This is a genomic window from Pedobacter sp. UC225_61, from assembly GCF_044452285.1.
Taxonomy (GTDB): domain Bacteria; phylum Bacteroidota; class Bacteroidia; order Sphingobacteriales; family Sphingobacteriaceae; genus Pedobacter.
Window position 1 is genome coordinate 267,496 of the sequence record NZ_JBIOAL010000001.1, and the last position, 14,996, is coordinate 282,491.

The window sequence follows — 14,996 nt, forward strand, 5'->3', positions numbered from 1 at the left end:
TCAACAACTAATCGTAGAAATTCCAGCTTACACCAAATTTCAATAATCGATCTGGCATTGGATAACGATTTACAGTATAAAAACCATTGCTAAATAATCCTTGATTTACATAATCGTATTTAAGGAATAGATTAGCTCTACGTAAACCCGCTTTTATCCAAACATCCACAACTGGCTTAGAGCCAAAAGTGATATTATCTCCGTTATAAAATTGACTTGCAGCTGGAGAATATGAGGAAGCTAGAAAAGGTGTATTGTATCTAATATCGAAACCGATTTGTGTTTTAAGTCTTTTGAAAAAGGTTTGCTCTTTATAAATACTATTAAATGTATACACATCTGGCGTTCTTAATGTGTTTTTGCTATCCGTTTTTTGATACACCACATACGCATCTAAATGATAGGTTTTATACGTAAACCGTTTACCTAAACTCAATTTAAGCATGTTAATATCACCAGTTTCTTGAGTAGGCTCAATACTATTTGTTCCGCTTTTTATAAAATACAGATAATTGGAAACTAAATAATAAGAGGCAGAAGCATCTATATTAAACCGTTCGTTTATATAATTGAAAGATAGGTTTGCAGTTTTAGTCCGATCGAAATCTTTATCCCAACTATAGTGATTGCCATCATACCTGTTATAAATTTCTTCAGGAGATTTATTTTGCAAATAAGCACCTAAAACAATGCGTCCAGCAGTTTTACTTAACAACAAGTTACTTTTAGCCTCGTATAAAAAATCGCCTGTATTTTCTCCTTGAAAAATTTGTTGTACGTCTAAGTTGAAATCCACTCTGTTGCTAAAGCGATAGCCCAAATTACCTAATAAACTAATGTTTTGGAATGTATTTGTATTTTCAGAAAAGTTGGTTTTATCTCTTCGAATACTGGATTGAGCATAATTGTAAAAATCATGACGGATACCAACATCAATTTTCAGCTCATTTTTAATAAGAGAATTCCCTTTAGCCCTTAAAAAGAAACTATAAATAAATTCATTTTGAATATGTTTCACATTAGTAGAGTCATTCGTGAAAACCGTATCTGCTAAACCTTTAGGTAAAACTTTGTAAGCATCAATCTCATCCTTTTTAAAAGAATAAGAGCTATTGGTATACGTTAATGTGTATGTTATTTTATTTGTTGGTAAAATATTTTGTGTGGTACTTTTACCCGTACTATCTATACGGCCAACAAAATAACTTTGTTTTAACATAAATGAATTTTTACGCCAAAGTTGTTTAGCAGAATTTAAGCGAACCGATTCTGCTTGTTTATCTACCAATGCTGTACTATTTTCCGTAAAGATATTTTCTTTAACAATAGAGCCATTTTCTTGTGCTTTTAAAGTATTAAACACACCATCTAGCCATAAATTATAACGCTTATTAGGCGATTGATACCAGGTAAAAATTGCAGCATTTAAATCATCTCCACGTTGATGAGTATAAAACCCATTTGCCCCAATTCTATTAAAGTTAGCTCCAAAATTCCAGTTTCTTTTGATATTTTGTGAGTGTGTAAGCTTTAAGACTTGCTCTTTATCAGATCCATTTACATAATATAAACTGGTAAAAGGTGTGCGAGCTTGATAAAATTTAACGTCTTCGTGATTTAAGATGTAAATATCTAAGGCATGAAAACCTGCATCAAATCCTATGGTTTTTGCAGGTTCGAACAGTAAAGATCTTGCTGCTAAACCCATAACCCCAGTACCAACTGTTGGACGACGAGGTTGAGCCAATACGCTAAAGTTTTGTATGCCCGTTAAACCAGTATCTATTGGTAATGTCTGGATACTATCTTTAGTAAGCCTATGCGTAGTGTATCTAATGTATTTGGAGCTAAAAACCACCGAATCAGTGCCCCCTTCTTCTTTCTTTCGTAAAGAATCTAACTCTTTGTTATTTGTAACCTTTGTCTTTAAATCCTGTGCAAATACATTTGTACAACATAAAATGAAGCAGCAAAAAAGAATGGATATGCTAGTTTTCTGCATTATAAATTAGAGATTAGCTGACTAAGAATGCGTGTCATTTTTGGTTCTGCTTGTGCCGCAGTTTCTAAAATTTCTTCTAGACTAAAAGGCAACAACTCTTCTGGAAACCCTTCGTCAGTTAAAACAGAAATTGCAAAAACAGGTAAGCCCATATGGTTTGCTACAATTACTTCAGGTACTGTGCTCATTCCTACTGCGTCACCGCCAATTATGCGTAAATACTTGTATTCTGCTTTAGTTTCTAAGTTTGGTCCAGTTACTGCAACATAAACTCCTTGATGGCAGGTAATTTTTTCTTCTGCCGCAATTTTTAATCCTTGTGCAATTAACTTACGGTTATATGGCTGGCTCATATCTGGAAAACGAGGACCTAAATCAGAATCATTAATTCCACGAAGTGGACTTTCTGGTTGCAAGTTAATATGATCATTAATAATCATTAAATCGCCTTTTTTAAAGTCTTTGTTTAAAGAACCGGCAGCATTTGAAACAAACAAATGCTGAATACCCAATGCTTTTAACACCCGAATTGGAAAAGTAATTTGCTGCATCGAATAGCCTTCGTAATAATGTAATCTGCCTTGCATGGCAACTACTTTTTTCCCTTTTAAGGTTCCAAAAATTAACTTTCCAGAGTGAAATTCCAAAGTAGAGATGGGAAAATTAGGAATACTAGCGTACATAATACTGTGAACCACCTCAATATCTTTTACTAAGCCACCAAGACCTGTACCTAAAACAATTCCTATTTCGGGCTCAAATTCCCCTATTTTATTTTTTAGGTATTCAACTGATTCTTTTAGTACTTGCAACATAATCTAGTATATTTTTATCAAAGGTAAATTTATCTTTTGGGGCCAATTCTATTTCAATTGGAAGATAGTATATTGGCAAATTTAACAGTAAATCTTTTAAATTATCACCTAATAAACGTTGACTATCCTTTTCTGTTGTAATTATAATTTTTTCTTTGGCAGGATGTTCATTAAATGCCTTAATAAGCTCGTTAATATTTCGTTGACTAAAATCATGATGATCTGGGTATTCAAACGAATGAATATACTGCGAAAACTGATTTAGATATGTTAATAATGGTTTTGGATTTGCAATTCCTGTCAATAAAAAAATCTCAAAAGAAATAATATCATGTTTAATTTCTTTCGTAAATAAATGTGTCAACTCTCCATATTTTATGGACGAAAATGAAATTCGTAGATCTAGACTGGTATCAATTTTTCGTCTCACCTCAACCTGATCAACCATATTTACAGGGTTTGGACTTTTGGTAATTAGCACCGCATTTGCCCTATCGTAATTACGTAAAGGTTCTCTTAAATTCCCCATTGGAAGAAGGAATTGCATCTTCATTAATTTATCAAATTCAAAAAGCAAAATATTAAACCCTGCTTTTACCTCTCTATGTTGGTATGCATCATCCAATAAAATCACATCGTGAGTGTCTTTCAAAACATTAATTCCTTTCACCCTGTCTTCACAAACTGCTACGGTAATAGTTGGAAATTTCTGAAAGTACTGCATTGGTTCATCACCTATTATTTTTGCAGTAGAATTTTTATCCGCCAGTAAAAAGCCTTTCGTTTCTCTACCGTAACCCCTACTTAAAATCGCAATTTTATAATCGGCCAATAGCCTAACTATATATTCTGTTGTAGGAGTTTTACCAGATCCGCCAACTACTAAATTACCAATACAAATTACTGGCAAATCAAATTCATAAGATTTGAAAATGCCCCAATCGTATAGTTTATTCCTTAACAGAATCACAAAACCATATAGTATAGCAAATGGAAAAAGTAAAAGGCGTACGTAATTTATCATGTTCGACCTCAAAAATAGGGATAATTTAAAAAACAACAGCAAGTCTTTAAGTTTATGCAAAATCGGTCTATTTCCGGTTAATATTTTTGACATGCAACACACATAGGCTTTAGCCAAAAAACCTATCTTTGTATAAACAAGAATTTAATTTATGCTTAAAGGATTTTTTAACGTACCAGCACCTGTTAACGAGACCATTTTGGGTTATGCACCAGGCAGCAAAGAACGCGAATTATTAAAAGAAGCATTGGCTGATAGTCGCTCAAAAGTGATTGATATTCCAATGTATATTGGTGGAGAAGAAGTTTATACCGAACAAAAAGGAAAGATTACTCCTCCTCACGATCATCAACATGTTTTGGCTAATTATAGCAAAGGAAATAAGAACCATGTAACCATGGCAATTGATGCTGCCTTAGCTGCAAAAGCAGATTGGGAAAACTTAGCTTGGGAACATAGAGCTGCTATCTTCTTAAAAGCGGCAGATTTAATTGCTGGTCCTTACCGCTATAAATTAAACGCTGCAACCATGTTGGGGCAAAGCAAAAATGCATATCAAGCAGAAATTGATTCGGCTTGTGAATTGATTGACTTTTTACGCTTCAACGTAGAATACATGTCTCAAATTTACAAACAACAACCTCCAGTTTCACCTCGTGGTAGCTGGAATAGACTAGAGCAACGCCCGTTAGAGGGATTTGTATTTGCTTTAACTCCTTTTAACTTTACAGCAATTGCTGGAAACTTACCTACTTCTGCTGCCATGATGGGTAATGTGGTTGTTTGGAAACCAGCAAATACGCAAATTTTTGCAGCTAATGTGTTAATGCAAATTTTTCGCGAAGCTGGATTACCTGATGGCGTTATTAACTTAGTATACGTTTCGGGTCCAGATGCTGGTGATGTAATTTTCTCTCACCCAGATTTTGCAGGAATTCACTTTACAGGTTCTACTGGTGTGTTTCAAGATATTTGGAAAACGATTGGTAATAACATTCATAAATTTAAAACCTATCCAAGAATTGTTGGTGAAACAGGCGGAAAAGATTTTATTCTAGTTCATGGCTCTGCAGATGCAGAAGTTTCTAGCACAGCAATTATTCGTGGTGCTTTCGAATATCAAGGACAAAAATGTTCTGCTGCAAGTAGAGTTTACATTGCTAAAAGTATTTGGCCAGAAGTTAAGAAATTTATGCTTCGCGATTTGGCTACTTTCAAAATGGGCGGAACAGAAGATTTCAGCAATTTCATTAATGCGGTGATTGACGAGAAATCGTTTAATAGTTTAGCAAAATATATTGATGCGGCTAAAAAAGATAAAGGTGTAGAAATTATTGCCGGCGGAAATTACGATAACAGCAAAGGTTATTTCATTGAGCCAACTGTTTTAGTGGTTGATGATCCGAAATACACTACCATGTGCGAAGAATTATTCGGCCCTGTTTTAACCGTATTTGTGTACGATGATAAAGACTTTGATAAAACTTTAGATATTATCGACAGCACTTCTATTTATGCCTTAACTGGAGCTGTAATTGGTCAAGATAGATACGCATTAGAGAAAGCTACACATCGTTTACGTAACGCTGCTGGTAATTTCTACATCAATGATAAATGTACTGGAGCAGTTGTTGGTCAACAGCCGTTTGGTGGTGCAAGAGGAAGCGGTACAAATGATAAAGCAGGTTCGATGATTAATTTATTACGTTGGGTTTCTCCAAGAACAATTAAGGAAACATTTGATCCACCTAAGGATTACCGTTACCCATTTTTAGCGGAGTAACTAGGTCTTAAAAATAAAAGCCGTTCTGATAAATCAGAACGGCTTTTTAATGTCTAAAGGTTTTAGAACAATCATCTCCAATTACCTATTTATTTCTTTAATTATTCTATAACATGTTTTAGTATTCTCTTCATTAATTAATGAATAAAAATTGCATGTATTGAAAGTCAATTAAGAATTTAATAGTGAGCAATAGGATACTAAATACAAACTACTTCTTGACCGTGCATGCCTATATGCCAAAGCATATCAAATCCAAAGCAAGTCCGCATCTAATGCGGACTTTACGCGGACTAGATGCGGACTAGATGCGGATTGACCAACTAGGAAACTAAATGAAAAAGATAACTACTCCTAAGTGAATATTAACTAAAACTCAAATGAATATACCAATATATGGGCTCTGCATAAACACATAAATAGCAGGTTTTATAGTAGGAGAAGTTCAATATCTTAAAAAAAAATCCCAAGCCTAAGCTTGGGATTTTCTATTTCAACTCGTTTACTTAAAGGCCTACTTTAAAAGCTGGCGAAACATCATCTAGACTGTGACTGCTTACTTTCAAATCTTTAATTCTACCAGTTTTTAAACTATAAACCCATGCATGAATTGAAAGTTCTTGACCATTTGCCCAAGCATTTTGAACGATTGATGTGTTCATCACGTTGGCTGCACCTTCAATAGCATTTAATTCTACCATTCTATTAGATCTTTGTTCTGGATCTTTTATGGTAGACATTTCTCTTTCATGCATACGATAAACATCTCTAATATTTCTTAACCAATTATCGATAATACCTACTTGTTTGTTCCCTAAAGCGGCATTAACACCGCCACAACCATAATGACCGCAAACAATTACATGTTTTACTTTTAACACATTAACCGAATAATCGAGCACACTTAACATATTCATATCAGTATGTACTACAACGTTAGCTATATTTCTGTGTACAAAAATATCACCAGGTAATGTATTTGTAATTTGATTTGCAGGAACCCTACTATCAGAACAGCCTATCCATAAAACTGGAGGATTTTGTCCAGCAGATAATTTATCGAAGTAAGTTGGATCAGTTTTTATCATATCCTCAACCCAGTCAGAATTGCCTTGTAAAAGGCTATCGTATGTTATATCTTTTGTTTCTATCGTTTTTGCACACATATTTTAATTATTAAACTCTAATTTTTAACAGCAACCACACAAATAAACAACAAAGCCTTCAAAATATCATGAAGGCTTTGTTGTTTTTGTATGTTTTAAATACTATAACCAGCTTACAACACCAGTTTCTACATTATAATTAGCACCAACTATTTTTATCTTTCCATCTTTTTCCATTTGGTTTAAAGTGGCACTTTGGTTACGGATATCAGTAATTGTTTGTTTTACATTATGTACGTTCAATCTTTCCAACAAATCATCATTTTTAGAAGAACGTTCTTCTCCCTCATTAATAATTTCATCAATAATTGGAGTAAAATGACCTACTAAATGGCTAAGATTCTCCATCCCTGTTTGTTGGATCGCAGCAGCGTCTAAGCCACCTTTTAAAGCACCACATTTGGAGTGTCCTAAAACTACAATTAATTTTGAACCTGCAACATTACAACCAAACTCCATTGAACCCAAAATGTCTTGGTTTGCAAAATTTCCCGCAATTCTAACGCTAAAAATATCTCCTAGTCCTTGGTCAAAAATTAATTCAGCAGAAGTACGACTATCAATGCAGCTCAATATTACTGCAAATGGCCATTGTCCTGCTCTTGTATCATTTACTTGAGCAAGTAAATCACGATTGGCTTTTAAATTTTGTACAAATCTATCATTACCTTCCTTTAGTATTTCAAATGCTCTTTCTGGGGTAATTGTTGCTTGTGTTTCTAAAGTATGTGCCTTCATTATTCTTAGTTATTATTAATTTCTTCTACAATTTTGTTAGTTAATTTAGGCACAACATAATGACTTTTAATGTGCTCTAAAGTTACGATAATGCCTTTAGTATAGGCATTATGCTTGTAATTAAATATCGTTTCTAAAACATCGGGATCTATGTATCGTGCATTAGAACCATCAATAATTACATTGGTTTCTTTAGGAATTCCTGTTAATAATACTTGAATTGCCGCTTTATTTAAAAATGAAACTTCTTCTGCTAATTTAATTCTAATATTCTTTTTATTACCTTCTTCTTGCACTTTATAGAAGAAAGGATTACGCATATTTGTACGCAATAAATAGAAAATTGAAAAAGCCATACCGATAGCAACTCCTTTTAATAAGTCGGTTAAAACTACAGCTAAAACTGTAACTAAAAACGGAATAAATTGATCCCATCCTTTTTGATACATATCCTTAAACAAAGAAATACGTGTCAATTTATAACCTGTAAATAATAAAATTGCTGCTAAGCAGGCTAAAGGAATCATATTTATAATACCAGGAATTAAAATAAGTGATAAAAGCAACATCAATCCGTGAAACACGGCCGACATTTTAGTTCTTGCACCTGCATTAACGTTTGCAGAACTTCTTACAATTACAGATGTCATTGGCAATCCACCCAACATACCACTGGTAATATTCCCCAAACCTTGAGCGATAAGCTCTCGATTGGTTGGCGTTACACGTTTAATAGGATCCATTTTATCTACCGCTTCTATTCCTAATAAAGTTTCTAAACTTGCTACAACAGCTATTGTAGCAGCGACTATCCAAACATCCAATCGGCCAATTGCTGCAAAATCTGGACTAGTAAACAAACCTTTAAATTCTGTCCAGCCATTAAATATAGGTATGTTAACCATATGATCTTGAGCTAGCGCATAATTTGAGTTCTTAGAAAGAAGTGCAGTAGTTATACCTAATGCAACTACTACAAATGGTGCAGGAATAACATTAAGTTTTTTGATTTTTGGCCAATAAATAAGAATAAGTATAGATACCACACTAATTACAGTTGCAGTTAAACTTATTGCATTTAGGGCATTTTCAATTGCTGACATTGCATTTTCCGCTCCTTTCTGGCTTATGCTTTCGTCTAGAAAATAATCCTTGTCATATCCAACGGCATGAGAAAGTTGCTTACGGATAAGCAATAATCCAATTCCGGCCAACATTCCTGTGATCACACTTGAAGGGAAATAATTTCCAATGGTGCCGGCCTTAATAAGACCGAGCACCAATTGAAAAACTCCTGCCAAAACCAACGCAAGCAGAAATGTCTGGTAATTACCTAAACTAGCAATTGCACCTAATACAATAGCAGTTAAACCTGCCGCCGGACCACTAACACTTAATTGAGACCCACTTAACAAACCAACAACAACACCACCAACTATACCAGCAATTAAACCCGCAAATAAGGGTGCGCCTGAGGCTAATGCAATACCTAAACAGAGCGGTAATGCTACTAAAAAGACAACCACACTTGAAGGCAAATCTTTCTTTAAATTCTTTTTTAAGATATATTTTTTTACTTCGAACCTAGAGGAGGTCGAATTTCTATTTTCCATAAAAACCTATTAAATTTTAATAATTTTAATACACGTCATCGCCATGCAAAAAATATTTGCATATAAAACCGATGAAAATAAAACTAAGAAAAGTTAGGAGGCGGTGTTGGAACTGAAGGGTGATAAGGATCTACGTATCGCCGAGAATGTTCAATAAAACTATTAGTTACACCATAATCTATTAAAACTGGCACATATGTTAAATCGTAGCGTTGAAACATTAACTTATGATCAGCGAATTTAACATTCGCTTTTCCTGCATCATCGCCATGATTTTCTGCTTCCAGCTGCATAATTACAGCATTCATAAAGTATTTATCAAAGTGAGCGAAAAATACAGGTGCTCCAGAAATTACCATCTTTGATGTAAAGATGCCCATAAAGGCTAGCACAATAAGTACACGGTATTTTCTTAAAAACATAAATCAGTTAATTTTCCAGATTTCTCCAAAAATAGCTCCAAAACATGCAAATCATCAAATAAAATAGTAATTAAAATGTAATTTAATACTAGGTTTTTAAATTGGATGAAATAGTAACCATGCTTAAAAGTTTTAAATCTGTGCAGAAAAACAGTGGATTAACCGTAATTTAACCGCCTCAAAACAACGTTGATTTTCATGAGAAAAACTCTACTTTCTTTACTCCTCTTTTATCCGTTTTTAACGTTAGCGCAAAGTAATAATGCACCATCATCTTACGATTTGCACGACATCAAAATAACTGGCTATCTACAAACACAATATCAAAAAGCACAATCTGCTGGAATTACTTCTTTTTCTGGCGGAGACTTTTCTACTAACAGTGATAGCCGTTTCATCATACGTAGAGGTAGGTTAAAAATTGATAGGGTTGACAAATACTCCAATATTGTTTTTCAAATAGACGCTACGCAAAATGGCGTGAATTTAATGGATGCTTTTATTCAACTGCATACCCCAGAAATACCAGAATTAACATTAACTGCTGGCTTATTCAATCGCCCTTTTGGGTATTCGATTGTATACTCATCTGGTTACAGAGATTTTCCAGAACGAGCAAGAGTATTCCAAACGTTAATGCCAAGAGAAAGAGATTTAGGCGCTATGCTTACGTTTAATTCTAAAAAAATTGCCAAGTTTTTAACGGCAGATATTGCTATTGTGAATGGTAGCGGACTTTCGGCTAGAGACTATGATTCTAGAAAAGATATTATAGGCAGCTTAAATTTTAAGTTCGATAGTTTGGCCAGTAATAAATTGCATATAGGTTTTGGTGCATCGTTATATAAAGGAACCGTTCGTAGCAATACAGATACTTATTTTACTTCAAATAGCAGTGGTTTTGTTGCCAATGTAAAACCAGAAAACATAAATAAAAATTTAAACCGTGAGTATTACGGTGCTAACTTGCAACTGCAATACGATAACTCTTTTGGCGCCACAACTTTCAAAACAGAATATGTACAAGGCACACAACCTGGTGTTGCCAATTCAACTAGCCTTGCTGGTCCTTATGCTAGTCAGAGTTTTGCAACACAGCCTTTAACCAATTTATATCTCCGTAAGTTTAACGGATATTATTTTTGGCTTACGCAGCAAATTGCAAAAAGTAGATTTACAGCGTTGTTAGCTTATGATGTTTATGACCCTAACACCAAGGTTAAAGAAAATGTAATCGGCTTTGCTGGAAACAATACCACGGGTGGCGACATTAAATACAGCACTTTTGGCTATGGAATTACATGTGCCGTAAACGCAAGATTAAAATTCACGGTATATAATGAGCGTGTAGTTAATCATGGTACTATGTTAACAGCTTATCAAGCAGATTTAAAAGATGATGTATTTACAACACGTTTGCAATATCGTTGGTAATGTTTATTTTTAAAAAATTGATACTTTGAGATGAAAAACAAAATTGAAATCCTTCAAGATAAAATAAAAAGTGCACACCTTGGTGGCGGACAAACTCGTATAGATAGTCAACACAAAAAAGGAAAATTAACTGCTCGTGAACGTATTCATTTTCTACTAGATGAAGGTTCTTTCGAAGAAATTGGAATGCTAGTTACACACCGCAGCACTGATTTTGGGATGGAGCAAGAAAAGTATTTTGGTGATGGCGTAATTACAGGCTATGGAACTATTAACGGTAGGTTAACTTACGTTTTCTCTCAAGACTTTACCGTTTTTGGTGGATCACTCTCAGAAACTCATGCAGAGAAAATCTGTAAAGTAATGGAAATGGCTATGAAAAACGGCGCTCCTATTATTGGATTAAATGATAGTGGTGGTGCCCGAATTCAAGAAGGTGTCGTTTCTTTAGGCGGTTACGCCGACATCTTTTACCGCAATGTACAAGCCTCGGGTGTCATCCCTCAATTGTCTGCAATAATGGGTCCTTGTGCAGGTGGTGCTGTGTATTCTCCAGCTATTACCGATTTCATTTTAATGGTCGAAAACACTTCGTACATGTTTGTAACAGGTCCAAATGTGGTAAAAACCGTTACACATGAAGAAGTAAGCTCTGAAGAATTGGGTGGTGCAACAACACATGCTACAAAATCTGGCGTAACACATTTTGCCTGTGCAAACGAGCTTGACGCTATAAGCCACGTTAAAAAGTTATTAAGCTACGTTCCTCAAAACTGCGAAGAACTTCCACCAAGTTTACCATACGAAATTGCTGATGAAAATCGCCCTACATTAAATGAGGTATTACCTCAAAATGTTTCACAACCGTATGATGTTCGCGACATCATTTCTACAGTTACTGATGCCGATAGTTTTTTAGAAGTGCATAAAGATTACGCCGAAAATATGGTAGTAGGTTTTGCCCGCTTAGCAGGCAGAAGTTTAGGGATTGTAGCAAATCAGCCTGCCTATTTAGCAGGAGTTTTAGATAACCATGCTTCAGTAAAAGCAGCTCGTTTTGTCCGCTTTTGCGATAGCTTTAATATTCCATTGTTAGTTTTTGAAGATGTACCTGGTTTCTTACCTGGAACAGATCAAGAATGGAATGGCATCATTAATAATGGAGCAAAATTATTATATGCTTTTAGCGAAGCTACTGTGCCTCGCATTACTGTAATTACCCGTAAGGCCTATGGTGGCGCATACGATGTCATGAACTCTAAACACATTGGTGCAGATATGAATTATGCATGGCCATCAGCAGAAATTGCTGTGATGGGTGCTAAAGGTGCTGCCGAAATCATTTTTAAACGAGAAATTACTGCCGCACAAAATCCTCAAGATAAATGGTTAGAAAAAGAAAAGCTGTATTCAGAAATTTTCGCTAACCCTTACCGTGCAGCCGAACGTGGTTTTGTAGATGAAGTGATTGAACCATCACAAACACGAGTTAAATTAATCAAAGCTTTTAAAATGTTAGAGAACAAAGTGGTTAATAATCCCCGTAAAAAACACGGAAACATCCCTTTGTAAAACTAATGGCAGTAGTCGAACAAATATTTCCATCACTAACTTGGCGTATTCGGCATATTGCAATGTATCCCGAGCATTCGTATGATTTTGTAAAACTAGAAAATGACTTTGATGGAATACACTTTGGTATTTACGTAGATTATGAACTATCAGGTGTAGTTTCATTATTTATACATGGCAATGTGGGTCAGTTTCGTAAACTCGCAGTTTTACCAGATTTGCAAGGAAGGGGCTTAGGCAAACAACTAATGGAATACCTAATCGATTTTTGTAAAATTCAAAAACTGACAAAACTCTGGTGCAATGCTAGAGTAAATGCAAAGGAATTTTATATTAAATTTGGCTTCCACGAAACAGATAAAACCTATACAGCAGATGGTTTTGATTTTGTAATGATGGAACTAGACATTTAAACCTTGCGTCATGCTTATCCGATAGTTATCTGATTTAGTTCAGCATCTATTAAAAGATCCTAGACAAGTTTAGGATGGCGTTATAAATAAAAAACAATGGCAAAGAAAAAAGAAGAAGAAAATAAAAAGAAACACGTTCCAGTAGTAACTAAAAAATCACTGCAGTTTTTCGAGAAATATATTAATAACCCAGCACCAACTGGTTACGAGTGGGAAGGACAAAAATTGTGGTTAGATTATTTAAAACCATACATCGATGAACATTTTATAGATAACTACGGTACAGCAGTTGGTGTAATTAATCCAAAAGCAGCGTATAAAGTCGTTATCGAAGCACATGCTGATGAAATTTCATGGTATGTAAATTATATAACTGCCGATGGTTTAATCTATGTTATTCGTAATGGTGGTTCAGATCATCAAATTGCACCATCAAAACGCGTAAATATCCATACTGAAAAAGGATTAGTGAAAGCCGTTTTCGGTTGGCCAGCAATCCACACTCGTCATGGTGAAAAAGAACAAGCACCGGAATTAAAAAACATCTTTTTAGATTGTGGTTGTACCTCTAAAGAAGAAGTAGAAAAACTAGGTATCCATGTGGGCTGTGTAATTACCTATGAAGATGAGTTTATGATTTTAAACGATCGTTACTATGTAGGTAGAGCATTAGATAATCGTGCTGGTGGTTTTATGATTGCCGAAGTAGCTCGTTTATTAAAAGAGAACAAGAAAAAACTTCCTTTTGGTTTATACATTGTAAACTCAGTACAAGAAGAAATTGGTTTACGTGGGGCCGAAATGATTGCTCAACGCATTAAACCTAATGTGGCTATTGTAACTGATGTAACGCATGATACCACTACCCCAATGATTAATAAAATTACGCAAGGCGATTTAGCCTGTGGTAAAGGCCCAGTAGTTTCTTATGCTCCAGCGGTACAAACTAACCTTAATAAATTATTAATTAAAACGGCCGAGAAAAACGATATTCCATTCCAACGCCAAGCCTCTTCTCGTTCTACTGGAACAGATACAGATGCATTTGCTTATTCAAATGGTGGTGTACCCTCGGCATTAATTTCCTTGCCATTGCGCTACATGCACACTACTGTAGAAATGGTACATAAAGAAGATGTAGATAATGTAATTAGCTTAATTTACGAAAGCTTGCTAAACATTAAAGCAGATCAAGATTTTAGAGAGTTTAAATAACTCTCCTTCCCCATCATTCCGGTGAAAACTGGAATTGTGATGCAGTGAAAAATTTTTAATTAAGGTCTACGATTAACTTCTTAGACCTTTTTTATTTTACATTTATCATGCTGATTGTAATTTCAACCTTCCAAGTCACAGTTGTGACTTGGAAGCTACTGTTTCCATTAATCTGCTCCGATAGCTATCGGTTGGAGTGGAAAGCGAGGACAAGATTGAAATGAAATATTCACTTTCTTTTTCAGAAATACTAAACTCCTATTAAAAATTAAATAGCTTTATAAGTAGATAACTAATTAACCCTAAAACAAAACTCATGAAAAAAATTTTAGCGCTACTAACGTTTTTCGTCCTATCTACAAGCGTATGTTTTAGTCAAACTAGTACGGAATACAAAACTGCATTAAAAAAAATGATGGTTGCATCTGGTGCCGAAAACACGTACAAAGTTGTGATCGATCAAATGGTAGCTGCTTTTAAAACTCAAAAATCTAATGTACCTGAAGAATTTTGGACTGAGATGGGTGCAGAGATGGTAAAAACATCCATGACAGATTTAGTAGATATGTTAGCTCCTGTATATGAAAAGCACTTAACTATTGCTGATATCAATGGACTAATTGCATTTTATGAATCACCAATAGGTAAAAAGTTTGCCGAAAAAACTCCGTTTATTACGCAGGAATCTATGCAAATTGGACAGCAATGGGGTATGAAACTTGGTCAGAAAATAGTTGACAAACTAAAAGAGAAATATAATTAATATAACTCTTGGGGCTTTCGGTATTTAAGATGGATA

The 14,996-nt window shown here is 34.7% G+C and carries 13 protein-coding genes; 6 read left to right on the top strand and 7 right to left on the bottom strand.

Annotated elements, in window-relative coordinates; all coding sequences use genetic code 11:
- Positions 1 to 7 precede the first annotated feature (7 nt).
- Genes ACHMWN_RS01330 through lpxK form a run of 3 tightly spaced genes read right to left on the bottom strand, consistent with a single transcriptional unit; the run spans position 8 to position 3,841 of the window.
- Entirely contained in the window at positions 8 to 2,002 is a 1,995-nt protein-coding gene (locus ACHMWN_RS01330) for a putative porin (RefSeq protein ID WP_397297148.1), read from the bottom strand.
- Positions 2,002 to 2,817, bottom strand: coding sequence for a purine-nucleoside phosphorylase (locus ACHMWN_RS01335; RefSeq protein ID WP_397297149.1), 816 nt, complete (start codon positions 2,815 to 2,817; stop codon positions 2,002 to 2,004). Before ACHMWN_RS01335 ends, ACHMWN_RS01330 begins: the two co-directional genes overlap by 1 nt.
- The gene (gene lpxK / locus ACHMWN_RS01340; RefSeq protein ID WP_397297151.1) at positions 2,789 to 3,841 is read right to left on the bottom strand and encodes a tetraacyldisaccharide 4'-kinase; all 1,053 of its coding nucleotides are present in this window, start codon (positions 3,839 to 3,841) and stop codon (positions 2,789 to 2,791) included. Before lpxK ends, ACHMWN_RS01335 begins: the two co-directional genes overlap by 29 nt.
- Before the next feature lie 151 nt (positions 3,842 to 3,992).
- On the opposite strand from lpxK, the gene pruA reads away from it, so the two are divergent.
- Positions 3,993 to 5,624 (top strand): L-glutamate gamma-semialdehyde dehydrogenase, encoded by a 1,632-nt coding sequence (gene pruA, locus ACHMWN_RS01345; protein WP_397297153.1) that lies wholly within the window; start codon positions 3,993 to 3,995, stop codon positions 5,622 to 5,624.
- Between the two features lie 506 nt (positions 5,625 to 6,130).
- Here the strand turns inward: pruA and ACHMWN_RS01350 are convergent.
- The 4 genes from ACHMWN_RS01350 to ACHMWN_RS01365 form a co-directional block, all read right to left on the bottom strand.
- Complete coding sequence (locus ACHMWN_RS01350) at positions 6,131 to 6,790, bottom strand: carbonic anhydrase (RefSeq protein ID WP_397297155.1); 660 nt, start codon at positions 6,788 to 6,790, stop codon at positions 6,131 to 6,133.
- Between the two features lie 102 nt (positions 6,791 to 6,892).
- Positions 6,893 to 7,528, bottom strand: a complete 636-nt coding sequence (locus ACHMWN_RS01355; RefSeq protein ID WP_397297157.1) for a carbonic anhydrase — start codon at positions 7,526 to 7,528, stop codon at positions 6,893 to 6,895.
- 5 nt (positions 7,529 to 7,533) lie between these two features.
- Entirely contained in the window at positions 7,534 to 9,141 is a 1,608-nt protein-coding gene (locus ACHMWN_RS01360) for a SulP family inorganic anion transporter (protein ID WP_397297159.1), read from the bottom strand.
- An 83-nt stretch (positions 9,142 to 9,224) separates the two neighbouring features.
- Positions 9,225 to 9,563, bottom strand: a complete 339-nt coding sequence (locus tag ACHMWN_RS01365; protein ID WP_397297161.1) for a hypothetical protein — start codon at positions 9,561 to 9,563, stop codon at positions 9,225 to 9,227.
- A gap of 198 nt (positions 9,564 to 9,761) precedes the next feature.
- On the opposite strand from ACHMWN_RS01365, the gene ACHMWN_RS01370 reads away from it, so the two are divergent.
- The 5 genes from ACHMWN_RS01370 to ACHMWN_RS01390 all read left to right on the top strand — a co-directional run bounded on the left by ACHMWN_RS01370 (position 9,762) and on the right by ACHMWN_RS01390 (position 14,960).
- On the top strand, positions 9,762 to 10,997 hold the full coding sequence (locus ACHMWN_RS01370; RefSeq protein ID WP_397297163.1) for a porin: 1,236 nt from the start codon (positions 9,762 to 9,764) through the stop codon (positions 10,995 to 10,997).
- 30 nt (positions 10,998 to 11,027) lie between these two features.
- Positions 11,028 to 12,569, top strand: coding sequence for an acyl-CoA carboxylase subunit beta (locus ACHMWN_RS01375; protein ID WP_397297165.1), 1,542 nt, complete (start codon positions 11,028 to 11,030; stop codon positions 12,567 to 12,569).
- Positions 12,570 to 12,574: 5 nt separating this feature from the next.
- Positions 12,575 to 12,982, top strand: a complete 408-nt coding sequence (locus tag ACHMWN_RS01380; RefSeq protein ID WP_397297167.1) for a GNAT family N-acetyltransferase — start codon at positions 12,575 to 12,577, stop codon at positions 12,980 to 12,982.
- 96 nt (positions 12,983 to 13,078) lie between these two features.
- Positions 13,079 to 14,197 (top strand): M42 family metallopeptidase, encoded by a 1,119-nt coding sequence (locus ACHMWN_RS01385; RefSeq protein ID WP_397297169.1) that lies wholly within the window; start codon positions 13,079 to 13,081, stop codon positions 14,195 to 14,197.
- A gap of 316 nt (positions 14,198 to 14,513) precedes the next feature.
- Entirely contained in the window at positions 14,514 to 14,960 is a 447-nt protein-coding gene (locus ACHMWN_RS01390; RefSeq protein ID WP_397297171.1) for a DUF2059 domain-containing protein, read from the top strand.
- Positions 14,961 to 14,996 lie beyond the last annotated feature (36 nt).